15 protein-coding genes, 1 tRNA gene and 1 rRNA gene are annotated in these 25,553 nt (G+C 72.3%); 2 read left to right on the top strand and 15 right to left on the bottom strand.

Annotation, left to right across the window (positions count from 1 at the left end):
• Position 1 precedes the first annotated feature (1 nt).
• From recA to FH609_RS09005, 5 genes are all read right to left on the bottom strand, one after another.
• Positions 2–1,180 (bottom strand): recombinase RecA, encoded by a 1,179-nt coding sequence (recA, locus tag FH609_RS09025; RefSeq protein ID WP_139666989.1) that lies wholly within the window; start codon positions 1,178–1,180, stop codon positions 2–4.
• A gap of 195 nt (positions 1,181–1,375) precedes the next feature.
• Entirely contained in the window at positions 1,376–1,570 is a 195-nt protein-coding gene (locus FH609_RS09020; protein ID WP_139666990.1) for a DUF3046 domain-containing protein, read from the bottom strand.
• 56 nt (positions 1,571–1,626) lie between these two features.
• Positions 1,627–1,938, bottom strand: coding sequence for an AzlD domain-containing protein (locus FH609_RS09015; protein ID WP_139666991.1), 312 nt, complete (start codon positions 1,936–1,938; stop codon positions 1,627–1,629).
• Positions 1,935–2,723, bottom strand: coding sequence for an AzlC family ABC transporter permease (locus tag FH609_RS09010; protein WP_139666992.1), 789 nt, complete (start codon positions 2,721–2,723; stop codon positions 1,935–1,937). Before FH609_RS09010 ends, FH609_RS09015 begins: the two co-directional genes overlap by 4 nt.
• Positions 2,724–2,831: 108 nt before the next feature.
• Positions 2,832–3,668, bottom strand: a complete 837-nt coding sequence (locus FH609_RS09005) for a helix-turn-helix transcriptional regulator (RefSeq protein ID WP_139666993.1) — start codon at positions 3,666–3,668, stop codon at positions 2,832–2,834.
• Between the two features lie 48 nt (positions 3,669–3,716).
• On the opposite strand from FH609_RS09005, the gene FH609_RS09000 reads away from it, so the two are divergent.
• Positions 3,717–8,423, top strand: a complete 4,707-nt coding sequence (locus FH609_RS09000; protein ID WP_139666994.1) for an ATP-dependent helicase — start codon at positions 3,717–3,719, stop codon at positions 8,421–8,423.
• A gap of 103 nt (positions 8,424–8,526) precedes the next feature.
• On the opposite strand, the gene FH609_RS08995 is transcribed toward FH609_RS09000, so the two are convergent.
• The 8 genes from FH609_RS08995 to FH609_RS08960 form a co-directional block, all read right to left on the bottom strand.
• Positions 8,527–8,904: a helix-turn-helix domain-containing protein gene (locus FH609_RS08995; RefSeq protein WP_122399792.1), complete on the bottom strand. Its 378-nt coding sequence runs from the start codon at positions 8,902–8,904 to the stop codon at positions 8,527–8,529.
• A 95-nt stretch (positions 8,905–8,999) separates the two neighbouring features.
• Entirely contained in the window at positions 9,000–9,560 is a 561-nt protein-coding gene (locus FH609_RS08990; protein ID WP_139666995.1) for a CinA family protein, read from the bottom strand.
• Positions 9,550–10,188 carry a CDP-diacylglycerol--glycerol-3-phosphate 3-phosphatidyltransferase gene (gene pgsA, locus FH609_RS08985; RefSeq protein WP_139666996.1) on the bottom strand — a complete coding sequence of 213 codons (639 nt, stop codon included), beginning with the start codon at positions 10,186–10,188 and terminating at the stop codon, positions 9,550–9,552. Before pgsA ends, FH609_RS08990 begins: the two co-directional genes overlap by 11 nt.
• Positions 10,185–11,696, bottom strand: coding sequence for a 30S ribosomal protein S12 methylthiotransferase RimO (rimO, locus tag FH609_RS08980; RefSeq protein ID WP_139666997.1), 1,512 nt, complete (start codon positions 11,694–11,696; stop codon positions 10,185–10,187). The genes pgsA and rimO overlap by 4 nt, the downstream gene beginning before the upstream one ends.
• Positions 11,697–11,748: 52 nt before the next feature.
• Complete coding sequence (locus FH609_RS08975) at positions 11,749–12,564, bottom strand: helix-turn-helix domain-containing protein (protein ID WP_226961517.1); 816 nt, start codon at positions 12,562–12,564, stop codon at positions 11,749–11,751.
• A 174-nt stretch (positions 12,565–12,738) separates the two neighbouring features.
• Complete coding sequence (locus FH609_RS08970; protein WP_139666999.1) at positions 12,739–15,531, bottom strand: DNA translocase FtsK; 2,793 nt, start codon at positions 15,529–15,531, stop codon at positions 12,739–12,741.
• Positions 15,532–15,621: 90 nt separating this feature from the next.
• Positions 15,622–16,299: a two-component system response regulator gene (locus FH609_RS08965; RefSeq protein WP_139667000.1), complete on the bottom strand. Its 678-nt coding sequence runs from the start codon at positions 16,297–16,299 to the stop codon at positions 15,622–15,624.
• A gap of 382 nt (positions 16,300–16,681) precedes the next feature.
• Positions 16,682–22,153: a HAMP domain-containing protein gene (locus tag FH609_RS08960; RefSeq protein WP_193317846.1), complete on the bottom strand. Its 5,472-nt coding sequence runs from the start codon at positions 22,151–22,153 to the stop codon at positions 16,682–16,684.
• A gap of 359 nt (positions 22,154–22,512) precedes the next feature.
• Here FH609_RS08960 and FH609_RS08955 point away from each other — a divergent pair, with 359 nt between their 5' ends.
• On the top strand, positions 22,513–25,122 hold the full coding sequence (locus tag FH609_RS08955; RefSeq protein ID WP_226961516.1) for a SpoIIE family protein phosphatase: 2,610 nt from the start codon (positions 22,513–22,515) through the stop codon (positions 25,120–25,122).
• A gap of 74 nt (positions 25,123–25,196) precedes the next feature.
• Here the strand turns inward: FH609_RS08955 and FH609_RS08950 are convergent.
• Both FH609_RS08950 and rrf read right to left on the bottom strand, forming a co-directional pair.
• A tRNA-Thr gene (locus FH609_RS08950) sits at positions 25,197–25,269 on the bottom strand.
• 5 nt (positions 25,270–25,274) lie between these two features.
• Positions 25,275–25,391: ribosomal RNA gene (rrf, locus tag FH609_RS08945) — 5S ribosomal RNA — on the bottom strand.
• Positions 25,392–25,553: the final 162 nt, after the last annotated feature.

Genomic DNA, 25,553 nt, shown 5'->3' with positions numbered 1-25,553 from the left:
GTCAGGCCTTGGCCGCGACGGCCTTCGCGGCGCGGGGAGCCTTGGCCGTGGCCGCCGACCTGGCCGCCTGCGCCGGCGGGGCGGCGCCCGCCTCGACGGCGTCCTTGCCCGCGTCCTTGCCCGAGGCGTCCTTGCCCGAGGCCGCGTCGTCCGACGTGTCAGACCCGCCCTCCGACGCCGCGCTCTTCGGCCCGATGCCCAGCTTCTCCTTGATCTTCCTCTCGATCTCGTTGGCCAGGTCGGGGTTGTCACGCAGGAAGTTCCGCGCGTTCTCCTTGCCCTGGCCGAGCTGGTCGCCGCCGTAGGTGTACCAGGCGCCGGACTTGCGGATGAAGCCGTGCTCCACCCCCATGTCGATCAGGCCGCCCTCCCGGCTGATGCCCGTGCCGTAGAGGATGTCGAACTCGGCCTGCTTGAACGGCGGGGCGACCTTGTTCTTGACGACCTTGACGCGGGTGCGGTTGCCCACCGCGTCGGTGCCGTCCTTGAGGGTCTCGATGCGCCGGATGTCCAGCCGCACCGAGGCGTAGAACTTCAGCGCCCGGCCACCCGAGGTCGTCTCGGGGGAGCCGAACATCACGCCGACCTTCTCCCTGAGCTGGTTGATGAAGATCGCGGTGGTCTTGGCCTGGTTGAGCGCCCCCGTGATCTTCCGCAGGGCCTGGCTCATCAGCCGCGCCTGGAGGCCGACATGGGAGTCGCCCATCTCGCCCTCGATCTCCGCCCTGGGCACCAGGGCCGCCACCGAGTCGATGACGATGAGGTCGAGCGCGCCGGAGCGGATCAGCATGTCCGTGATCTCCAGGGCCTGTTCGCCGTTGTCCGGCTGGGAGAGGATCAGCTGGTCCACGTCCACGCCCAGGCGCTTGGCGTACTCGGGATCGAGGGCGTGCTCGGCGTCCACGAAGGCGACGGTGCCGCCGGCCTTCTGCGCGTTGGCCACCGCGTGGAGAGTGAGCGTGGTCTTGCCGGAGGACTCCGGGCCATAGACCTCGACCACCCGGCCACGGGGCAGACCGCCCACGCCCAGGGCCACGTCGAGTGCCGTGGAGCCGGTGGGAATGACCTCGATCGGCTCGTCCGGCCGCTCGCCCAGGCGCATCACCGCGCCCTTGCCGAACTGCCGCTCAATCTGCGCGAGTGCGGCGTCGAGCGCCTTCTCGCGGTCCGTACCTGCCATGGGTGCCACCCGGTCCGTCTGATTCGATCGCTTCACAACCACGGACGCTAGCGCCCGCCACTGACAATCGACACGCGCACTGGGCCCGCAGCGACCTGGACGCCGTTTCCGTAGCCCCCATAAGAATGCCTGTTCGAATTTTGTGTCAAGCCGCGCCGCTCACCGGGTCGTTGAAAAAACCGCAGGTCAGCGCCATCAACGCAGGTGGCGCGGCACGTCGTTGGCGGCACAGACCGCCCGCCAGACGTCCTTCGCGTCCCAGCCGGCGTCCAGCGCCTCGTACACGGTGCGGCCGCCCAGCTCCGACATCACATGATCCCTGGCGAAGGAGTCGGCGTAGGTCGCGCCAAAGTGTTCCGCCATCCGTTCCCAGAACTCCGTCAACCGCATGGGCCCCAGTATCCCCCGCCGGGTCGACGGCACCCGGCCGGCGGGGAGGGCCCGGCTCAGCCGCCGATGGCCCGGCACCCGGCGGTGACCAGCACGCCGGCCGCGACCACCAGCAGGAACGGGGCGCGCAGCAGCAGCGCCACCCCGGCGGCCGCCAGCCCCGCCAGCCTGGCGTCGACCACCACGGCGCCGTTCCCGTCGTCCACCGTCTGGAGCGCGGTCAACGCCGCCAGCAGCGCCACCGGCAGCAGCGCGGCCAGCCGACGCACCAGCGGGCGCTCCAACGCGCCGGGCGGCACGGAGAGTCCGAGCAACTTGGCCAGATAACAGCCGGCAGCGGTCAGCCCGATGGCGATCCAGGTGGTCACGGCGCCACCTCCGTCTCCTCGACCGGCCCGCCGTTCCCCCGGCCGCGCCGCCCGGCGCACAGCAGCACCACGGGCGCGGCCAACGCCGCCACCAGCACCGGCACCCCGGCCGGCAGCAGCGGCAGGCAGCCCAGGGCGAGCAGCACAGCGAGCACGGCGGTGGCCCGTTCGGCGGTGGAGTGGAGCATCGGGGCGAGCAGCGCGAGGAAGACGGCGGGCGAGGCGGCGTCCAGACCCCACGCCTTCGGGTCGCCGATCGAGCCCGCGCCCAGGGCGCCCAGCAGGGTGGTCAGGTTCCAGCAGAGGAAGAGCGTGGTGCCGCTGACCGCGAAGCCCAACCTGGCCTGCGCGCGGGTGGGTTGGGCCAGGGCGACCACCGAGGTCTCGTCGATCACCCAGTGCGCCACCAGCGGGCGCATCCGCGCCGACGGCCGCAGCACCGTGGAGAGCCGCAGGCCGTAGAAGCAGTTGCGCACCCCGAGGAAGAACGCGCCGGCCGCCGCGGTGACCGGGTTGCCGCCGCCGGCCAGCGCCCCGACGAGCGCGAACTGCGAGGCGCCGGTGAAGACCAGCAGGCTCAGCGCGCAGGCCTGCGCCACGCTCAGCCCGCCGGACGCGGCGGTGACGCCGAAGGCGAAGCCGGAGAGGCCCACCGCGAACCCCACGCCCAGGGAGTCCCGCACGGTCGCCCGCCGATCGCCACCGGCCGGCTGAACCGACTGGTCCGGTCCGTCCGGCTGGTCCGGTGCGTCCTGCTGGTCCCTGAGGTCTCTTGCCTTTTCCATCACGGCGGAACGTTAAGCGGTCCGCCCGAGATCGTTCTTGTACGTTCTTGCACGCCCCTTGCCCGACCTGCCCGACCTGCCCGACCGGCGCGCGGCTGTCCCGGGCGGCTACCCCGCGCGGCGGGCCCGCTGGTAGGCGCCCGGGGCCACCCCGACGGAGCGGTGGAAGTGCCGGTGCAGATGGGACTGGTCGGTGAAGCCGACGGCGACCGCCGCCTCGGCCGGGCGCACCCCGACGTCCAGCAGTTCCCGCGCCCGCCGCACCCGGGCGTCGGTCAGCCAGGCGTGCGGCGGCATCCCGTACCGCGCCCGGAAGGCACGCAGCAGCGCGAACGGGCCGGTGTCCAGCTCCCGGGCCAGCTCGTCCAGGGTCGGCGGGTCGGTCATCCGCGCCAGCAGCTCCTCGCGGGCGCGCGCCGCCAACCGCGCGCCCGCATCGCGGACCACGCGCTGCGGACGCGCTCCACCCGCCGTGCGAAGCAACCGCGCCACCGCGATCCGCAACAGGCTGTCGGCGGCCAGCGCCTGCCGTTCCTCCACGGCGGCCAGCACCTGCCCGACCAGCCGCACCGCCACCGGGTCGTGCACCACGGGATCGGCGAACCAGGCGCCGCCGCGCAGCCCGATCACCTCGGCCGCGACCGCGTCCACCACGTCGGCCGCCGGATAGAGCGCCCCGTACGCCCAGCCCTCGGGCACCCCGGCCCGGCCGGTGTGCGGAACGTCCGGGTTGATCAACGCCAGGCCGCCCGCGCCCGCCCGCTCCAGGCTGCCCCGGTGCCGGAAGACCTCGACGCCCTCGGTGATCCCGGCGATCACGAAGGTCGGGTGGGTGTGCGGGATGAAGACCCGCCGCACATAGCGGGCCCGCAGCAGGTCCACGCCCGGCAGCTCGGGCGCCACCCAGTGCCGCGCGCTCTCCCCGGAGGACTCCGAAGCGGTCATGCCGGCCATTGTGCGTCGTTGTCAGTGGTGGGGTGCACGATGGGGCCCATGAGCGGCAGTGACGAACGAACGGGCAGCGCGGTGCTCGACGGGTTCTCCCCGGCCACCAGGGCCTGGTTCAGCCACGCCTTCCACGCGCCGACGGCCGCGCAGGAGGGCGCCTGGCGGGCCATCGCCGAGGAGTCCGACGCCCTGGTGGTCGCGCCGACCGGCTCGGGCAAGACCCTGGCCGCGTTCCTCGCCTCGCTCGACCGGCTCGCCGCCGAGCCCCCGCCGGCCGAGCCGCTCAAGCGGTGCCGGGTGCTCTATGTCTCCCCGCTGAAGGCCCTGGCCGTGGACGTGGAGCGCAACCTCCGCTCGCCGCTCACCGGCATCCGCCAGGAGTCGATCCGCCTCGGCCAGCCCGAGCCCGACATCCGCGTCGGCATCCGCACCGGGGACACCCCGGCCGCCGACCGCAGGGCCCTGGCCAGGCGCCCGCCGGACATCCTGATCACCACCCCCGAGTCGCTCTTCCTGATCCTGACCTCCACGGCCAGGGAGGCGCTTGCCGGCGTGGAGACGGTGATCCTGGACGAGGTGCACGCCGTCGCCGGCACCAAGCGCGGCGCCCATCTGGCGCTCTCCCTGGAGCGGTTGGACGCCCTGCTGCCCCGGCCGGCCCGGCGGATCGGCCTCTCGGCGACGGTCCGCCCGGTGGACGAGGTGGCCCGCTTCCTGTCGCCGCAGCGCAAGGCCACCGTCGTGCAGCCGCCCTCGGGCAAGGAGTTCCAGCTGTCGGTGGTCGTTCCGGTGCCGGATCTCGGGGAGTTGGGCGGCTCCCCGGTGCCGGAGGTCGCGGCCGGGGACGACCGGCCCTCGATCTGGCCCTCGGTGGAGGAGCGGATCGTCGACCTGGTGCAGGCCCACCGCTCCACGATCGTCTTTGTCAACTCCCGTCGGTTGGCCGAGCGTTTGTGCAACCGGATGAACGAGATCGCCTATGAGCGGGCCACCGGGGAGAGTTTTCCCGTCGACCACGGCCCGGCCGAGCTGATGGGCGGCTCCGGCGCCGGCGCCGGCGCGCCCCCGGTGCTCGCGCGGGCGCACCACGGCTCGGTGGCCAAGGAGCAGCGGGCCGGGATCGAGGAGGACCTCAAGGCCGGCCGACTGCCGGCCGTGGTCGCCACCTCCAGCCTGGAGTTGGGCATCGACATGGGCTCGGTCGACCTGGTGGTGCAGGTCGAGTCCCCGCCCTCCGTCGCCTCCGGGCTGCAACGGGTGGGCCGCGCCGGGCACCAGGTGGGCGCCGTCTCCGCCGGGGTGGTCTTCCCCAAGTACCGGGGCGACCTGGTGCAGTCGGCGGTGGTCACCGAGCGGATGCGGCAGGGCGCCATCGAGGCGCTGCGGGTCCCGGCCAACCCGCTGGACGTGCTCGCCCAGCAGATCGTGGCCATCACCGCCATGGACAGCTGGGACGTGGACGAACTGCTGGCCCTGGTGCGGAGGGCCGCCCCGTTCGCCGCGCTGCCGGAGTCGGCGTACCAGTCGGTGCTGGACATGCTCGCCGGGCGCTATCCCTCGGACGCCTTCGCCGAGTTGCGGCCCCGGCTGGTGTGGGACCGGGTCGCCGGCACCATCAGCGGCCGGCCCGGCGCCCAGCGGCTCGCGGTCACCTCGGGCGGCACCATCCCCGACCGTGGCCTCTTCGGCGTCTTCCTCGTCGGCTCCGACCCCAGACGGGGCGGCGGCCGGGTCGGCGAGCTGGACGAGGAGATGGTCTACGAGTCCCGGGTGGGCGACGTGTTCACCCTCGGCACCACCTCCTGGCGGATCGAGGACATCACCAGGGACCGGGTGCTGGTCTCCCCCGCGCCCGGGGTCCCAGGCCGGCTGCCGTTCTGGAAGGGCGACCAGCTGGGCCGGCCGCTGGAGTTGGGCCGCGCGCTGGGCGCCTTCCTGCGGGAGGTCGGCGCCCTGGAGGAGCCGGCCGCCCGGGCCCGGCTCGCCGAGGCCGGCCTGGACGACTGGGCGGTGGACAACGTGCTGGCCTATCTGTCGGAGCAGCGCGAGGCGTGCGGCCACATCCCCGACGACCGCACGATCGTGGTGGAGCGGTTCCGCGACGAGCTGGGCGACTGGCGGATCGTGGTGCACTCCCCGTTCGGCGCCCAGGTGCACGCCCCCTGGGCGCTGGCGCTGGGCGCCCGGCTCACCGAGCGGTTCGGCATGGACGCGCAGGTGCTGCACGCGGACGACGGGATCGTGCTGCGGCTGCCGGACGCCGACCTGCTCGGCGCCGAGGCCGGGTGGGACGCGGACGACGCGGGTCCCGGGCCGCTCGACGCCGCCTTCGACGACGGGCAGGCGCCGGTCGGCGCCGGCGACGTGCTCTTCCCGCCGGGCGAGGTGGACGAGCTGGTCACCGAGCAGGTCGGCGGCTCGGCGCTGTTCGCCGCCCGCTTCCGGGAGTGCGCCGCCCGCGCCCTGCTGCTGCCCCGCCGCGACCCGCGCCGCCGCACCCCGCTCTGGCAGCAGCGCCAACGCGCCGCCCAACTGCTCTCGGTGGCCAGCGAGTTCGGCTCGTTCCCGATCGTGTTGGAGGCGGTCAGGGAGTGCCTCCAGGACGTCTTCGACGTGCCGGGGCTCACCGAGCTGATGCGGGACATCGAGGCACGCCGCGTCCGGCTCGTCGAGGTCACCACGCGCGACCCGTCGCCGTTCGCCCGCTCCCTGCTCTTCGGCTATGTCGCCCAGTACCTCTACGAGGGCGACTCCCCGCTGGCCGAACGCCGCGCCGCCGCCCTGTCGTTGGACTCCCGGCTGCTCGCCGAACTGCTGGGCCGCGCCGAGCTGCGCGAGCTGCTCGACCCCGAGGTGCTGACCGAGCTGGAGCGGGAGCTGGGCTGGCTCACCGAGGAGCGGCGGGTGCGGGACGCCGAGGGCGTCGCCGACCTGCTGCGGGTGCTGGGCCCGCTGACGGAGGCCGAGTTGGCCGAGCGCGGCGCGGCGCCCGAGTGGGCCGCCGATCTCGGCGCCGCCCGCCGGGCGCTGTCGGTGCGGATCGCGGGCGCCGACCACTGGGCCGCCGTGGAGGACGCGGGCCGGCTGCGGGACGCCCTGGGCACCGCGCTGCCGGTCGGGGTGCCCGAGGCGTTCACCGAGCCGGTGGCCGACCCGCTCGGCGACCTGCTGTCCCGCTACGCCCGCACCCACGGCCCCTTCACCTCGGCGCAGGCCGCCGCCCGCTTCGGCCTCGGCACGGCCGTCGCGGACGGGGCGCTGCACCGGATGGCGGCCGAAGGGCGTCTGGTGCAGGGCGAGTTCCGGCCCGGCGCCAGCGGGCAGGAGTGGTGCGACCCGACGGTGCTGCGGCGGCTGCGGCGCCGCTCGCTGGCCGCGCTGCGCCAGGAGGTGGAGCCGGTGGCGCCCCGCGCGCTGGCCGCGTTCCTCCCCCGCTGGCAGCATGTCGGGCCGGCCGTCGGCCGGGGCGAGCTGCGCGGCCTGGACGGACTGGTGCGCGCCGTCGAGCAGTTGCAGGGCTCGGCCGTGCCCGCCTCGGCGCTGGAGCGGCTGGTGCTGCCGGCCCGGGTGACGGGCTACACGCCCCAGTTGCTCGACGAGTTGACGGCCTCGGGCGAGGTGGTGTGGGCGGGCGCCGGCGCGCTGCCCGGCAAGGATGGCTGGATCTCGCTCTTCCCCGCCGACTCCGCTCCGCTGCTGCTCCCGCCGCCGCTGCCGCTGGAGTTGGGCGAGACGCACCGCGCGGTGCTGGCCGCCCTGGCAGGCGGGTACGGGCTGTTCTTCCGCCAGATCGCCGACCAGGTCGCGGCGGCCGGCGTCGAGGTCGGCGAGGCCGCCCTTGCCGACGCCGTCTGGGAGTTGGCCTGGTCGGGCCGGCTCACCAACGACACCCTCGGCCCGCTGCGCGCCCTGCTGGGCTCGGGCCGCACGGCCGGCGCCACGGCGCACCGCGCCCGCCGCGCCACCCCGCGCGGCCGCTATGGCGCGCTCGCCGTCGCCACCGGCGGCGCCACCCGCCCCGCCTCGCGCAACGGCCCCCCGACGGTCGCCGGCCGCTGGTCGCTGCTCCCCGAGCGGGTCGAGGACCCGACGCTGCGCGCCCACGCCCTGGCCCGCACCCTGCTGGACCGGCACGGCGTCGTCACCAGGGGCGCGGTCGGCGCGGAGGGCGTGGCCGGCGGATTCTCCGCCGTGTACCGGGTGTTGTCGGTCTTCGAGGAGAACGGGCAGGCCAGGCGCGGCTATGTGGTGGAGGGGCTGGGCGCGGCCCAGTTCGCGATGGACGGCGCGGTGGACCGGCTACGGGCGGTCGGCTCGGCCACCGAGCGGCCCTCCGGCGGCCCGGCGGCGCCCCGGGTGGCGCTGTTGGCGGCGGCCGACCCGGCCAACGCCTATGGCGCGGCCCTGCCCTGGCCCGAGCCGCCGCAGGGCGCCCGCCACAAGCCGGGCCGCAAGGCCGGCGCCCTGGTGGTGCTGGTGGACGGCGCGCTCACGCTCTATGTGGAGCGCGGCGGGCGGACGTTGCTGGCCTGGCCGGCCGACGAGGGCACGGCCAGCGAGGAGGAGTGGCTTCACCAGGCGCTGCGCCCGGCCACGGAGGCCCTGGCCCAGGCGGTGCGCTCGGGGGCGTTGGGCACGCTCACGGTGGAGAGGATCAACGGGCAGCAGGCGCTGACGGATCTGGCCTGGACGGGCCTGTTGGAGGGCGCTGGCTTCCACGCGACGCCGCGTGGCCTGCGGCTGCGCCCCTGAGGGGCGTTGGCGCCCGCGAACGGGCGCGCACGCGCGCGGCCGCGCCGGCCCGCACAGCGGGCGGCCGGGCGCGCTCCGGCCGAGGGCGTGCCGCCGCGATGGTTCAGGCGGCGACCACGTCCACGGCCTCGGCCGGAGCCTTGATCGTGACGCGCTCTTCGGGACGGTGGGTGACGGTGGAAACACGCACGGGGTTCAGCATCGGACGCATCGGGGGCACCGTGTCACTCGCGGCGGACTGGGCCAGCTCGGCGAGGGACAGCTCATCGCTGACCTCGCGCATCAGCTCCGACATCCGCAGTTCGAGAGCATCGCAGATGGCGGCCAGCAGCTCGGAGGAAGCCTCCTTCTGTCCCCGCTCCACCTCGGAGAGATATCCGAGGGAGACGCGGGCGGAAGAGGACACTTCGCGCAGGGTGCGGCCCTGACGTTGGCGCTGCCGACGCAGCACGTCACCCAACAGGCGACGGAGCAGGATCATCGGTGGCTCCCTCCTCGGACCGTTGGCCTCGCTAGCTTCATGCCCCACCGTACCGCCTCGGACTCCCCCCGCGCGGGGAGCGATGTCTTGTTCACTCAGGGCTGCAAACATCCATCCTCTCCGTTCTGTTCCGTATCCTGACCCGCTCGGAAGTCCGCGTGCAGCAGCTCGTTGCGCAACAGGGCGAGCACAGCGCGTACGCTGCCGGCGCGAATCGCGGCCCGGTCACCCCGCAGACTCAACCGCTGAGCCACGACTCCCCCCTCACCGGGCGCCGAAACCGCGACATGGACCGTGCCCACCGGCATCCCGTCCTGCGGCTCTGGGCCTGCGACCCCGGTGGTCGCGATGCCCCAGTCTGCGCCCAACAGCCGCCGCGCGCCCACCGCGAGCTGCCGCGCCACCTCCGCGTCCACCGCGCCCCGTTCGGCCAGCAGCGCGCCGCTGACGCCGAGCACCTCCCGCTTGACCTCGGTGGCATAGGCGGTGATCGCACCCCGGAACGCCCGGGAGGCGCCCGGCACATCCGTGATCGCGGCGGCCACCAGGCCGCCGGTCAGCGACTCGGCGACGGCAAGGGTCTGGCCGCGCCCCACCAGGATGCCCAGCACCTGGGACTCCACGGGGGGCTCGTCGGCCCGCGCGCTACCGCCCATCGGACCGCTCCCTGGCCAGCCCCCGGCGCCGCAGGACGACCGCCTGCCGCACGTAGTCGAGGCCCGTCGCCACCGTCAGCACCACGGCCAGCGCCATCGCCCACCAGCGGAGCGTGGCCAGCGGGCCGGTCAGCGCCAGTATGTACATCCCGACGGCGATGCCCTGGGCCAGCGTCTTGAGCTTCCCGCCGCGACTGGCGGGGATCACCCCGTGCCGGATCACCCAGAACCGCATCAGCGTGATCCCCAACTCCCGCGCCAGGATGGTGGCCGTGACCCACCAGGGGAGGTCGCCCAGCAGCGAGAGGCAGATCAACGCGGCGCCCATGATCGCCTTGTCGGCGATCGGGTCGGCGATCTTGCCGAAGTCCGTGACCAGGTTGTGCCGTCGGGCCAACTCCCCGTCGAACAGGTCGGTGATCATGGCGACGGTGAACGCCGCCCACGCCAACGAGCGCCAGCCCGGGTCGTGCCCGCCGTCGGCGAACATCAACAGCACGAAGCCCGGCACCAGCAGCAGCCGCACCATGGTCAGGATGTTGGCGATGTTCCACAGCGCGGGTGCGGCGGAGCGTTCCCGATCCGCCGTCCGGCCTCTGCCGGCGGCCGAGGCCGGCGTGGATGTCACCTTCCCGCCCCCGGGCCGCCGCCGTCGGCGACCGGCGTGATCTCGGCGATCAGGTCGACCCCCTGGGAGCCCACGATCCGGGCCGGCACCAACTGGCCGACGGCCGGCCGCTCTTCGCCCTTGCCGACGAGCAGGATCTGGCCGTCGGTCTCCGGGGCCTGGTGCGCCCCGCGCCCCACCGCGACGACCTCGCCGGTGGCGCCGGACACGTCCGTCTCCTCGTCGACGCCCAGCGACTCGACCAACACCGAGGCGTCCTCGCCGAGCCGCTCCTCGGCTCGCTGCGCGATCAGCTCGTCGGCCAGCTCCGAGACGCGGGCCAGCCGCTCGGCGACCACCTCGGGCGGCAGCTTCTCGGCGAACCCGGCCGCCTCCGTGCCCTCCTCGTCCGAGTACCCGAAGACGCCTATGGCGTCCAGCCTGGCGCCGGTGAGGAAGCGTTCCAGCTCGGCGAGGTCGGCCTCGGACTCGCCGGGGAAGCCGACGATGAAGTTGGACCGCACGCCGGCCTGCGGGGCCTTGCCCCTGATGGTGGCCAGCAGCTCCAGGAAGCGGTCGGTGTCCCCGAAGCGCCGCATGGCGCGCAGCACCTCGGGCGCGGAGTGCTGGAAGGAGAGGTCGAAGTAGGGCGCGACCTTCTCCGTGCCGGTCAGCACGTCGATCAGCCCGGGCCGCATCTCGGCCGGCTGGAGGTAGCTGACCCTGATCCGCTCCAGCCCGTCCACGGCGGCCAGCTCGGGCAGCAGCGACTCCAGCAGCCGGATGTCGCCCAGGTCCTTGCCGTAGGAGGTGTTGTTCTCGGAGACCAGCATGATCTCCTTCACGCCCTGCTCGGCGAGCCAGCGCGCCTCGTTCAGCACGTCCGAGGGGCGGCGGGAGATGAACGAGCCGCGGAACGACGGAATCGCGCAGAACGTGCAGCGGCGGTCGCAGCCCGAGGCCAGCTTGACGGAGGCGACGGGGCTGGAGTCCAGCCGGCGCCGCAGGGGGGCGCGCGGCCCGGAGGCGGGCGCCAGGCCCTCGGGCAGGTCGGCGATCGCGCCGTGCCCGGGCAGGGCGACCTCGGTACCCTGGCGCTCGGCCGGGCTGATCGGCAGCAGCTTCCGCCGGTCGCGCGGCACGTGCGGGGCGTGCGAGCCGCCCGAGAGGATCGTGTTGAGCCGTTCGGAGATGTCCGCGTAGTCGTCGAAGCCGAGCACCGCGTCCGCCTCGGGCAGCGCCTCGGCCAGCTCCTTGCCGTACCGCTCGGCCATGCAGCCGACCGCGACCACGGCCTGGGTCCGCCCCCCGGTGCCCTTCAGCTCGTTGGCCTCCAGCAGGGCGTCGACGGAGTCCTTCTTGGCGGCGTCCACGAAGCCGCAGGTGTTGACGACGGCGACCTCGGCGTCGGCGGCGTCGTCCACCAGGTCCCAGCCGTCGGCGGCCAGCCGGCCCGCCAGCTCTTCGGAATCCACCTCGTTACGGGCGCATCCAAGGGTGACCAGGGCAACGGTACGGCGTTCGGACATGCCAACAAGCCTACTTCGTTCCCGGCGGCCCGCCCGTCGCGGGCCGCCCCGCTCAGCCCTCCTCGGGGTCCCCCACGGTGTAGCTGAGGCGCTGCACCTGGCCCGGCTCGAAAACGTCCTCGATCTCGCGCCCGTTGACGTGCAGCTTGACGGCACCGGCGTTGCCCAGCACCAGGTCGATCCGCTCGTCGTCGGTGTACGTCTCCGAGTCGCCGTCCTCCAGGTTCCCCTCGAAGAGCAGCCGGCCGTTGCTGTCCTTGACCGAGATCCAGCTGGTGCCCTCCATGGTGAGGCGCACGGTGACCTTGTCGGCCGGCACCCCCGCCACGGCGCTCTCGGTGGGCGCATCGGGCTCGGTGGTGGGCGTCTCGGGGCCCCGCCGCTCCGGCCCGTCGCCGCCCGGGGAGTCCGCGCCGGGCGTCTCGGTGCGCTCGGCCACCGAGCCGCCGCCCTCCTCGTCGCCCGCGCTGAAGAACGTGAAGCCGACGAAGCCGATCACCACGACGATCGCGGCGACCATGGCGGCGGTCCAGTTGGGGCGGCGCGGCTCGGGGCGGATGCGCTCCGCCTCGAAGAGCGGGCCGCTGGGCAACGACTCGTCGTGGTGGCCCTGCTGGGCGTTGTACAGCTCGATCAGCTCGGCCGGTTCGAGGCCGACCGCCCTGGCCAGGGTCCTGACATGACCGCGCGCGTAGACGTCGCCACCGCAGCGGGAGAAGTCGTCCGCCTCGATGGCCTGAACGATCGGAACGCGCACGCGTGTGGCCGAACTGACCTCATCCACGGTCAGTTTCGCATCGATGCGCGCCTGCTGGAGGGTACGACCGACAGAAGGCCGGTCCTTGGCTTTCTCGTTGCCGTTGGACACGGGGGCGCCTTTCGAGCGTGAAGCCACCTGCTGTGCTTATCAGTCTAGGGGTGCCGGAAAAGGAACGGGCAACCGGGCGGGCGACTTCTGTCCGCCAACGGGATGGCGTTCCCCGCGTCCGACCGCCCGGAAGACGCCCTCCCGTCGCGGTCGGACCCGTCGGGCCCTACGCTGCTACTCCCCACGAATCAGCGCGAGCACACCATCCAGCTCGTCGGGTTTGATCAGCACGTCCCTGGCCTTGGAACCCTCGCTGGGGCCCACCACGCCCCGGGACTCCATGAGGTCCATCAGCCGCCCCGCCTTGGCGAAGCCGACCCGCAGCTTGCGCTGCAACATGGATGTGGAGCCGAACTGCGTGGAGACCACCAGTTCGGCGGCCTGGCACAGCAGATCGAGGTCGTCGCCGATCTCCTCGTCGATCTCCTTCTTCTGCCGGCTGCCGACCGTCACGTCGTCCCGGAACCGGGGCGCCATCTGCGCCTTGCAGTGCTCGACGATCTGGGCGACCTCCTCCTCCGTGACGAAGGCGCCCTGCATCCGCGTCGGCTTGTTGGCGCCCATCGGCAGGAACAGGGCGTCGCCCTTGCCGATCAGCTTCTCCGCGCCCTGCTGGTCGAGGATGACCCGGCTGTCCGCCAACGACGAGGTGGCGAAGGCGAGTCGGGACGGGACGTTGGCCTTGATCAGCCCGGTCACCACGTCCACGCTCGGCCGCTGGGTGGCCAGCACCAGGTGGATGCCGGCGGCCCTGGCGAGCTGGGTGATGCGGACGATGGCGTCCTCCACGTCGCGCGGCGCCACCATCATCAGGTCGGCCAGCTCGTCGACGATCACCAACAGGTAGGGGTAGGGCGTCAGTTCACGTTCGCTGCCCTCCGGCACCGTCAACTTCCCCGCGCGCACGGCCGCGTTGAAGTCGTCGATGTGGCGGTAGCCGAACGCGGCCAGGTCGTCGTAGCGCAGGTCCATCTCGCGCACCACCCACTGGAGCGCCTCGGCGGCCCGCTTGGGGTTGGTGATGATGGGCGTGATCAGGTGCGGGATGCCCTCGTAGGCGGTCAGCTCCACCCGCTTCGGGTCGACCAGAACCAGCCGCACCTCCTCCGGAGTCGACCGCATCATGATCGAGGTGATCAGGCAGTTGACGCAGGACGACTTGCCGGAGCCGGTGGCGCCGGCCACCAGCAGGTGCGGCATCCGCGCCAGGTCCGCCGTCACATAGCCGCCCTCGACGTCCTTGCCGAGCCCCACCAGCAGCGGGCGCCCGTCGCTCATCGCGTCGGTGGTGCGCAGCACGTCGCCCAGGTTGACCATCTCGCGGTCGCTGTTGGGGATCTCGATGCCGACCGCCGACTTCCCCGGGATCGGGCTGATGATCCGCACGTCCGGGCTGGCCACCGCGTAGGCGATGTTCTTGGTCAGCGCGGTGATCTTCTCCACCTTGACGGCGGGACCCAGCGACACCTCGTAGCGGGTGACCGTCGGGCCCCGGGTGAAGCCGGTGACCCGGGCGTCCACCTTGAACTCGCCGAAGACGGTGGTCAACGACTCCACCACGGCGTCGTTGGCGGCGCTGCGGGTCCGGCCGGGACCGCCCCGGGTCAGCAGCTCGACGGACGGCAGGGCGTAGCTGATGTCCCCGGCCAGCTGGAGCTGCTCGGCCCGGGGCGGCAGCGGTTCGCTCGGATCGGGCGCCGGCTTCGTCAGGTCGGGGACCGTGCCGGCCGGCCCGGCGGTGTCCTGTGTGGCCCGCTCAACGCCCGGGCCCGCGACGCCCGTTGCCGGGTGGCCCGTCGACTCCTCCGCGTCGGGCGGCGTCGCCCGGGTGGCCCGGCGGCGCTCGTTGGCCGAGATCCGGCTGCTGATGTCGGCCACCACCGGCGAGGGCTGCACCCCGTGCAGCACCGCCCCGTCCAGCGAGGCGGCGGCAGCGGCCGCCACGTCCACCGGGTCGGCGCCCGCCGGCTGCCGGCGCGCGCCCCGGCGCGCACGGCGCGCCTCCAGCGCGCGCCGCTCCGCCGCCTCCCCGCTGAGCCCGGTGGCCGGCGCGCCCTGGCCGACCGCCCAGTCCGTCTCGTCGGGCTCGGGACCGTCGTCCCACTCGTCGTCCGGGTCGGGCCGCCGCCGGCCGCGCGGCCGGCGCTCCAGCGCCTCGTCCGCGATGCCGTCGTGCGCCCGCCGCTCCGGCTCCTCCAACAGCCCGAGCCGGGTCAGGCCCTGCCGCAGCCGGCGCGGGATCGCGTTCACCGGCGTCGCGGTCACCACCAGCAGCCCGAAGACCGTCAGCAGCGTCAACAGCGCCATCGCCAGCGGCTCGCCCATCGCCAGGATCAGCGGCCGGGAGGCGGCCCAGCCGATGTGCCCGCCGGTGTCGCGCAGCGCCTGCGTGCCCTCGCTGCGCCCGGGCGCCCCGGTGAAGACGTGGACCAGGCCCAGCACGCCGACCAGCAGCGCCGTCAGCCCGATGACGATCCGCCCGTTGGCCTCCTGCCGCTCGGGATGCACGAACAGCCGCACCGCGACAAAGCCGAGCAACACCGGGAAGACCAGGTCGAGCCGGCCCAGCGCCCCGGTGATCAGCATGGTGACCAGGTCGCCGACCGGGCCCTGGAGGTTGGACCAGGTGCCGGCGGCCGCCACCAGCGCCAGGCCCAGCAGCAGCAGCGCCACCCCGTCCTTGCGGTGCGCGGGGTCCAGGCCCTTGGCGCCGCGCCCTATGCCGCGGAGCAGGGCGCCGAGCGGGCGGGCCAGGCCGAGCCAGAGGCCGCGCCCCAGGCGCAGCGCGAGATTCTTCGGGGGGGCCTTCTTGGCCGGCGGCTTCCTGGCGGGCGCGCGTTTCGCGGCGGGCTTCGCCGCCGGTTTCGCCGAGGACTTCTTCGCCGGCGCCTTCTTGGCGGGCGCCGACTTCCGGGCTCCCGTGCCGCGCGCGCCGGCGGAGCCCTTGCCGGACGTGGATGGGGCCATGAGGGTGAGGCTACCGGGGTCTGGGAGCCGGGGCACGGAACACGTGCCCCGAACACCCCGGGCGTATGGCCGCCGCGCGGCGACGCGGCGTCAACCCTGCCGGGACTCCACGGACTTCGGCTCGCTGGCCCCCGGCTGGAGGGCGTCCAGCGCGCGCCGCAGCCCGGACAGCTTGCGTTCCAGATGGGCCGCGGTGGAGACGGCGGCGCCGCCACCCGACTCCGCCAACTCCTTGGACAGCGCCTCGGCCTGCTCCTCGGCGGCCGCCAGCCGGGCGGACAGCTCGGGCAGCAGCCCGCCCGCGCTCTGCTCGCCCTCGCCGTGGGCGTGCCCGGCCTCCAACTCCCTGCGCAACAGCATCGCCTGCTCGTGCAACTGCACGTTCTTCATGTGCAGGTCGACGAAGACCGAGACCTTGGCGCGCAGCACCCAGGGGTCGAACGGCTTGGAGATGTAGTCGACCGCGCCCGCCGCGTAGCCACGGAACGTGTGGTGCGGGCCGTGGTTGATCGCCGTGAGAAAGATGATGGGAATGTCGCGCGTCCGCTCACGGCGCTTGATGTGGGCCGCGGTCTCGAAGCCGTCCATCCCCGGCATCTGGACATCCAACAGGATGACCGCGAAGTCCTCTGTGAGCAGCGCCTTGAGCGCTTCCTCCCCTGACGACGCCCGGACCAGTGTCTGATCGAGCGCTGAAAGGATCGCCTCCAGCGCAAGCAGATTCTCGGGCCGGTCATCGACCAGGAGGATCTTGGCCTTCTGCACCATGGCCCGTCCTCCTCGCCCCTGCGGCACCGTGAGGCACCGCCATCGTGGACGGCACCCTCACGCCGTCCGGTCCTGTGCCGGACATGTTGACATCACCACTGGCGCTGGTGCCAGCAAGCCCGGTACGTCGCCCCAAACGTGCGACATCATCGGGAACCCCCGCGACTCACACGAGAGGCTGACAACGCTCCGGCTGCGACTCGACCGTACCGGCAATATCCCTTCGCCCGTCCAGCGGCCAGCACCACAGGGCACCGGGTGATCAGCGCATCGCGCTGCGTCACGATAACACGCCCCCAGAAGCCCCGGCGAACCAACCACATCCAACGGGAAAACGGTTGCTCCCCCCGGATGGTTCCACATCCGGGAGGAGCGTGACAGATCATTCCGCGTCGCGCTTGTGCACCCAACGACCCATCACGGAGAAGAGTTCGGCGACGTCCACCGGCTTGGTCACATACGCCGAGGCGCCCGCCTCGATGGTCTTCTCCAGATCGCCCTTCATCGCCTTGGCCGTCAGCGCGATGATCGGCAGGTCCGCGAACTGCGGCATCCGCCGGATCGCCTCCGTCGTCGCGTAGCCGTCCATCTCCGGCATCATGATGTCCATCAGGACCAGCATCACGTCCTCGTTGGACTCCAACACCTCGATGCCCTCACGCCCGTTCTCCGCGTAGAGCACCCGGATGCCGCTGTGCTCCAGCACGCTCGTCAACGCGAAGACGTTGCGCACGTCGTCGTCGACGATCAGCACCTTCCGCCCCTCGAAGTCCCGCTGGTAGTGCGGCACTTCCTCCGCCTCGGCGACCGGCTCGACCACCGGCTCCGGCGCCCGCTCGCCGCCGAGGCCGTTGCTGGGCTCCTGGTAGCGCTCCCGGTCCCGGTGCCGCCTCGTCAGCGAGGCGGCGGCCTGCTCCGCCGCGGCCGACGCCCGCCGGCGCTGCGCCTCGCCGTCCTCCCGGTCCTGCGATGCGGCCGGCCGCGCCCCGTTCGCCCGCCCCTCGGCGCCCTCCGGCGCACCCGAGGGCGGCGCGCCGTCCTGCTCCTCCTCGGGCGCCGCCAGCAGCGCCCTGATGCGGCTCTTGGGCCGGGGCGGCAGCACCGTCCCCTCGGACGCCCCCTGCCCCGCCGCCAACTGCCCGTACCCGGGCGGCGGAAGCTCCGCCGGCTGAAGCGGCAGGAACAGCGTGAACGTCGACCCGCGCCCCGGCTCGCTCGCCGCGTGGATCTCGCCACCCAGCAGCCGCGCGATCTCCCGGCTGATGGACAGCCCGAGACCCGTCCCGCCGTACTTGCGGCTGGTGGTGCCGTCGGCCTGCTTGAACGCCTCGAAGATCACCCGCATCTTGCTGGCGGCGATCCCGATCCCGGTGTCCGAGACCGCGAACGCGATCAGCGGCGCGTCCGCCGAGAGCACCGAGCCGTTCTCCAGCATCTGCTCCCTGATCAGGTCCGGGACCTCGCTGCCCGCCGGCCGGATCACCAGCTCCACGGAGCCGGTCTCCGTGAACTTCACCGCGTTCGACAGCAGGTTCCGCAGCACCTGCAACAGCCGCTGCTCGTCCGTGTTCAACGTGGCCGGCAGCTCCGGCGAGACCCGCACCGAGAACTCCAGGCTCTTCTCCGCCGTCAACGGCCGGAACGACGCCTCGATGTAGTCCACCAGCTGCACCAGCGCGATCCTGGTCGGGCTCACGTCCATCTTGCCCGCCTCGACCTTCGACAGGTCCAGGATGTCGTTGATCAGCTGCAACAGGTCCGAGCCCGCGCCGTGGATCGTCTCGGCGAACTCCACCTGCTTCGGCGACAGGTTGCCCTCCGCGTTGTCCGCCAGCAGCTTGGCCAGGATCAACAGCGAGTTCAACGGCGTGCGCAGCTCGTGCGACATGTTCGCCAGGAACTCCGACTTGTACCGCATCGAGACCGCCAACTGCTCGGCCCGCTCCTGGAGTCCGCGCCTGGCCTCCTCGATCTGGAAGTTCTTCACCTCGATGTTGCGGTTGGTCTCGGCCAGCAGGTCGGCCTTGTGCTTCAGCTCCGCGTTGGACTCCTGGAGCGCCTTCCGCTGCCGCTCCAGCTCGCCCGACCGCTCCTGGAGCTGCTCCGCCAGCTCCTGCGACTGCTCCAGCAGCATCTCGGTGCGCGTGTTGACGCTGATGGTGTTCACGCTCGTCGCGATCATCTCGGCCATCTGGCTCAGGAAGTCGCGCTCGATCTGGGTGAACGGCTTGAACGACGCCAGCTCCAGCACGCCCAGCACCCGGCTCTCGAAGAGCACCGGCAGCACGATCGCGTTCACCGGTGGCGCCTCGCCGAGCCCCGAGGAGATCTTCAGATAGCCGGGCGGCGTCGGCCCCACCTCGATGGGCCGCCGTTCCTCGGCCGCCGTGCCGATCAACGACTCCCCCGGCCCGAACGACATCGCCTGGCTGCCCGCCGCGTACCCGTAGGAACCGATCATCCGCAGCTCGTAGTCGCCGCCCTCGCCGGGACCCGCGACCACGTCCCGGTCCCCGTCGGCCGGCACCGCCAGGAAGAACGCGCCGTGCTGCGCCGTCACCGCCGGCGCCAGCTCGCTCATGATCAGCCGCGCCACGTCCTTCAGATCCCGCCGCCCCTGCATCAGCGCCGAGATCCGCGCCAGGTTGCTCTTCAACCAGTCCTGCTCCTTGTTGGCCAGCGTGGCCTCCCGCAGGTTGCTGATCATGGTGTTGACGTTCTCCTGCACCACCAGGATCTCGCCGGCCGCGTCGGTGTCGATCCGCACGCTGTGGTCGCCCCTGGTCACGAACGTCGCGACCCGCGCGATGCCGCGCACCTGACGGGTCAGGTTCCCCGCCATCTCGTTCACCGAGTCGGTCAGGTCCTTCCAGGTGCCCGCCACCCCCGGCACCCGCGCCTGGCCGCCCAGCTGCCCCTCCGTGCCCACCTCGCGGGCCACCTTGGTGACCTGCTCCGCGAAGAGCGACAGCTGGTCCACCATCGTGTTGAGGGTGTCCTTCAGCTCCAGGATCTCGCCCCGGGCGTCGATGTCGATCTTCTTCGTCAGATCGCCCTTGGCGATGGCCGTCGTCACCTGGGTGATGTTGCGCACCTGCCCGGTGAGGTTGGAGGCCATCGAGTTGACCGACTCCGTCAGGTCCCGCCAGGTCCCCGAGACGCCCGGCACCTGCGCCTGACCGCCCAGCCGCCCCTCGGTCCCGACCTCGCGCGCCACCCGCGTCACCTCGGCGGCGAACGACGACAGCGTGGTCACCATCCGGTTGACCGTGTCGGCGAGCTGCGCCACCTCGCCGCTGGCCTGCACCGTGACCTTCTTCGACAGGTCGCCGTTGGCCACCGCCGTGGCGACCTCCGAGATGTTGCGCACCTGGCTGGTCAGGTTCCTGGCCATCAGGTTCACGTTGTTCGTCAGGTCCTTCCACGTCCCCGACACCCCGCGCACCTGCGCCTGGCCGCCCAACTGCCCCTCGGTGCCCACCTCGCGCGCCACCCGGGTGACCTGCTCGGCGAACGACGACAGCTGGTCGACCATGGTGTTCACCGTGGTCACCAGCTCCAGGATCTCGCCCCGCGCGTCCACCGTGATCTTCTTGGTCAGATCACCCCTGGCGACCGCCGTGGTCACCTCGGCGATGTTCCGCACCTGCGAGGTCAGGTTGTTCGCCATGCTGTTGACGGACTGGGTCAGGTCCTTCCACGTGCCCGAGACGCCGTCCACCCGCGCCTGGCCGCCCAACCGCCCCTCGGTGCCCACCTCGACGGCCACCCGCGTCACCTGCTCCGCGAAGGACGACAGCTGGTCCACCATCGTGTTCAACGTGTCCTTCAACTCCAGGATCTCGCCCTGGGCGTCCACGGTGATCTTCTGCGACAGGTCGCCCCTGGCCACCGCCGTGGCAACGCCGGCGATGTTCCGCACCTGGTCGGTCAGGTTCGACGCCATGCCATTGACCGAGTCGGTCAGATCCCGCCAGACCCCGGCCACACCCGGAACCTGCGCCTGCCCGCCGAGCCGCCCCTCGGTGCCCACGTCCCTGGCCACCCGGGTCACCTGGTCGGCGAAGAGCGAGAGCTGGTCCACCATCCGGTTCACGGTGTTCTTGAGTTCGAGGATCTCGCCGCGCGCGTCCACCTCGATCTTCTGCGACAGATCACCCCTGGCCACCGCCGTGGTCACCTGCGCGATGTTCCGCACCTGATCCGTCAGGTTGTCGGCCATCTGGTTAACGGAGTTGGTCAGGTCCTTCCAGGTCCCCGACACCCCGTCCACCTGGGCCTGGCCCCCCAGCCGCCCCTCGATCCCCACCTCGGTCGAGACCCGCGTCACCTGCTCCGCGAACGAGGACAGCTGGTCCACCATCCGGTTCACGGTGTTCTTCAACTCCAGCATCTCGCCGGAGACATCAACCGTCACCTTCTGCGACAGGTCGCCGTTGGCCACCGCCGTCGTCACCTGCGCGATGTTCCGCACCTGCCCGGTGAGGTTGCGGAACGCCGTGTTGACCGAGTCCGTCAGGTCCTTCCAGGCACCCGCCACCCCCAACACCGATGCCTGCCCGCCCAGCGCGCCCTCGTCGCCGATCTCCCGCGCCACCCGGGTGACCTGCGACTGGAACGACGACAGCTGGTCCACCATCGTGTTCACGGTGTTCTTCAACTCCAGCATCTCGCCGGAGACATCAACCGTCACCTGCTGCGACAGGTCGCCGTTGGCCACCGCCGTCGTCACCTGCGCGATGTCCCGCACCTGATCCGTCAGATTCCGGAACGCCATGTTGACCGAGTCGGTCAACTCCTTCCAACGCCCCGAGACGCCCGGCACCTTCGCCTGGCTCCCCAACATCCCCTGCGTGCCGATCTGCACGGCCGCCGTCGTCACCTCGTCGGCGAAGCCGCGCAGCGTCTCCGTCATCCCGTTGATGGTCTCCGCCAGCTGGGCCACCTCGCCCCGCGCGTTCACCATCACCCGCTGCGAGAGGTCCCCCTCCGCCACCGCCGTGGTCACCCGGGCGATCTCCCGCACCTGGTCCGTGAGGTTCCCCGCCATCAGGTTCACCGAGTCCGTCAGGTCCTTCCAGACCCCCGAGACCCCGTCCACCCGCGCCTGACCGCCCAACTGCCCCTCGGTGCCCACCTCGCGGGCCACCCGCGTCACCTCGGACTGGAACGAGGACAGCTGGTCCACCATCGTGTTGACGGTGTTCTTCAACTCCTGCATCTCGCCGGCCACATGCACCGTGACCTTGCGCCCCAGGTCACCGTCGGCCACCGCCTTGGTCACCATCGAGATGTCCCGCACCTGCGCCGTCAACCGGCTCGCCATGGTGTTGACGGAGTCCGTCAGGTCCTTCCAGGTCCCCGAGACCCCCGGCACCCGTGCCTGACCACCCAGCTTGCCCTCGGTGCCCACCTCGCTGGCGACCCGCGTCACCTCGTCCGTGAACCCCGACAGCTGGTCCACCAGCCCGTTGACCGTCCGCCCCACCTTCAGGAACTCGCCCCGCAGCGGCCGGCCGACCCCCGAGTCCGACTGCGCCCGCAGGTCCATCCGCTGCCGCAGATCGCCCTCGGCCACCGCCGTCAACACCCGGCCCACCTCGGACACCGGGCGCACCAGGTCCTCCACCAGGTCGTTGGCGTCGTCGATCGCCTTGCCCCACGCCCCCTCGCAGAGCCCGGTCTCCATCCGCTCCGAGAGCTTCCCCTCCCGACCCACCACCCGACGCACCCGCGCCAGCTGGCCGGTGAGCTGGAGACCACGCTCGGCAACCTCGTTGTACACGGCGGCGATCTCCGCCATCGGCCCCTCGCCGGTGACCGTCAGCCGTTTCCGCAGGTGACCGTCCCGCATGGACTCCAGGGCCGAGAGCAGCCGGTTCAGCGCGGCGGCGTCCACCTCGACGGTGGCACCCGGCCGGGGCTTCACCGCCCGGCCTCGCCGCTGACCTCGCGACACTGCTCCGTCAGACACCACTGTGTCCCTCCCACGGGGGTCGATCAATTCGCCCGGCACCTCACATCGAGCCCTCCCAGTGTTTCACTCCGGAAGGACCGGGCGATAACAGTTCGGCAGCATCGCACACGACCGATTTCCCGGTCAGGGGGAATTCGAGGATGCACCGTCCGCCAAGCCGCCGGACGTCAGTAACCTGGGCACCCGAGCAGCCCACGGCACCGCATCGTGCCGAGAACGACCATTGGGGGAGTGACGTGATCACCGCGCGCGCAGCGGCCACCTTCGAGCCGGTTGGACGCTCGGTCGCGACCGCGCGGGGTTTCGTCCGCGACACCCTCCAGGGATGGGGCCTGGCCGAGCTGATCGAGGACGCCGTCGTCCTCACCAGCGAGCTGGTCACCAACGCCGTGGTGCACGCCGGCACCTCGGCCGAGGTGCGGTGTCTGCGCGACGAACGGGGCGTCCGCGTCGAGGTCGTCGACCGCCACCCGGAACGCGAACTCCCGCTCGCCGAGGTCACCCGGGGCCGCGTCGACCTCAACAGCGAGGGCGGCCGGGGCCTGATGCTCTGCGCCGCGCTCGCCAGCCGCTGGGGCGTCGACTACACCACCACCGACAAGTGCGTCTGGTTCCGCCTCGACCAGCAGACCGTGCCCGTCGGCACCCGCACCGCAGGCCCCGTCCTGCCGGCCGAGTCCCTGCCGGTCACCGACGCCCGGGTCCGCGTCGCCGTCGTCGAGGTCGACCGCACCGACGCCATCACCAGCTGGAACGATGACGCCCAGCAGCTCTTCGGCTACGCGGCCGAGCAGGTCGTGGGCAAGCCGCTCGCCGACCTCGCCGCCTGGCCCCAGACCCCCGGCACCGGCACCGGCATCGCCGAGGCCCTGCTCCTCTCCCGCTGGGAGGGCAGTTACGGCGTCCGCGACTCCCAGGGCCGCACCGTGCCCGTCTACGCCTGCCACCTGCGCGTCCGCGACGCCAACGGCGAACCGTCCACGGTCTGCCTGATCGTCCGCGACTCCGAGCGCGCCATCCTCCAGAGCCCCGCCCGGCTGCCGGCCCACGGCGGCGGCGCCCACGACCCGCGCGACCGCTCCGGCGACTCCCTGGACGCCCTCATCGGCTCCCCGCCGCCCGACGACCTCGACGGGCTGCTCCAGCGCACCGTGGAACGCGCCCGCGACATGCTCGACGGCGACGCCGCGTTCCTGCTGCTCGCCACGGACGACGAGACCGAGCTTGAGGTCCGCGCCACCACCGGGCTGCCCTCCGCCCGCCAGCGCTTCGCCCGCGTCCCCGTCGAGACCGGCAGCGGCCGTTACGGATCGGCCCGGATGCCCTCGGTCCACGAGGACCTGGCCACCACCCCCGGAGCCGTCCCGCTGCTCTCCGGCACCGGGATGCACGCGGTGGTCACCGTGCCGCTGAAGGTCGAGGGCCGCCTCACCGGCTCCCTCGGCGTCGCCTCGGAGACCGCCGGCCGGTACAGCAACGAGGAGGCGCTTCGCCTCCAGTTCGCCGCCGACCGGATCGCGCTGGCCGTGGAGTCCGCCCGCCTCACCGAGCTGGAACGCCTCCGCAGGGGCTCGCTGGCCTTTCTCGTCGAGGCGTCCGAGCTGCTCGCCGGCACCCTGGACCGCAACCAGACGCTCGCGCTGATGGCCCAGATGACCGTGCCCACGCTGGCCACCTGGTGCGCCGTCTACACGATCCCCGAGCCGGGCTCCGAGCCCACCCTCTCCTACGTGCTGCACGAGGACGAGGAACGCATCGACGGGATCAAGGCCCTGTTGGAGCGCGTCGAGCCGCCCGCGCCGGATCTCACGCTGGGCGTGCGCCCCTGGAACGCGCCCTCCGACGCGGCGCGCAACACCGCGCTGCGCACCTCCCTGCGCAGCCTCGCGCTGGGCGGGCGCCCGCCATCGGAGACGCCGGGCACCAGCCTGGCCACCGCGTCCGCCGTGGGCGGCGAGACCGTGGTCCTGCCGCTGGTCGCGAGGAACCGAGTGATCGGCCTCCTCGCCCTGGGGAAGCCCACCGACGAACGGTTCCGCCAGGACATCCTCGAACTCGCCGAGGACCTCTCCCGCCGGGCCGCGCTCGCCCTGGACAACGCCCGGCTCTACAGCGAGCGCACGGCTATCAGCCAGTCCTTGCAACGCAGCCTGCTGCCCCCGGAGTTGCCCGCCATCGACGGCGTGGAGGTCGAGGTCATCTACCGCGCGGCCGGCGAGGGCAACGAGGTCGGCGGCGACTTCTACGACGTCTTCCCGATCCGCGAGGGCGTGTACGGCTTCGCCATCGGCGATGTCTGCGGCACGGGCCCGGAGGCCGCCGCCGTGACGGGTCTCGCCCGGCACGCGCTCCGCCTGCTGGCCCGGGAGGGCCTCGGCGGCCCCGCGGTGCTGGAGCGGCTGAACGCGGCGATCCTGGAGGAGGGCCCACGGGCCCGCTTTCTCACCCTGCTCTACGGGGAGTTGTGGCCCCAGCCCTCGGGCGGTGCCCTGCTGAAGATGGTCTGCGCCGGCCATCCCCTCCCGATGCGCCTCCTCCCCGACGGCACCGTCGAGTCGGCGGCCAGCCCCCAGCCCCTGCTGGGCGTGATGGACGACCTGGAGCTGTTCGAGCAGACGGCCACCCTGGACCCGGGCGACGTGCTGCTGTGCGTCACCGACGGGGTGACCGAACGCCGGGAGGGCACCCGGATGTTGGGGGACGACGGCCTGGCCGACGTCCTCAGCAACTGCACCGGCCTGACCGCCGGCGCGGTGGCCGCACGGGTGCTACGCGCCGTCGAGCGCTTCGCCTCTGACGCCCCGTCGGACGACATGGCCATCCTGACCCTGCGCATCCCGGAGTAGGCAGAAAGACGGCCGGACCCGAAAGGGTCCGGCCAAAAAAACAACCCCCGTCTTTCGACGAGGGTTGTTTTATGAGCCCCAAAACGGAATCGAACCGTTGACCTTCTCCTTACCATGGAGACGCTCTGCCGACTGAGCTATTGGGGCGTTATGTCCGGCGGTGTCCTACTCTCCCACACGGTCCCCCATGCAGTACCATCGGCGCTGGAAAGCTTAGCTTCCGGGTTCGGAATGTAACCGGGCGTTTCCTTCCCGCCATGACCACCGGAACCCTAACAGGGCACCCGAGTATCAATCAAGAAATTTCACAGTGGACGCGAGCATCTATGGACAAGCCCTCGGCCTATTAGTACCGGTCAACTCCACCCATCACTAGGCTTCCATCTCCGGCCTATCAACCCTGTCGTCTACAGGGAGCCTTACCCCATCAA

This window comes from Streptomyces sp. 3MP-14, assembly GCF_006334905.2.
GTDB classification, from domain to species: Bacteria; Actinomycetota; Actinomycetes; order Streptomycetales; family Streptomycetaceae; genus Streptomyces; species Streptomyces triticirhizae.
The sequence above is the reverse complement of the archived record's forward strand: the minus strand, read 5'-3'. Positions and strand labels throughout refer to the sequence as shown.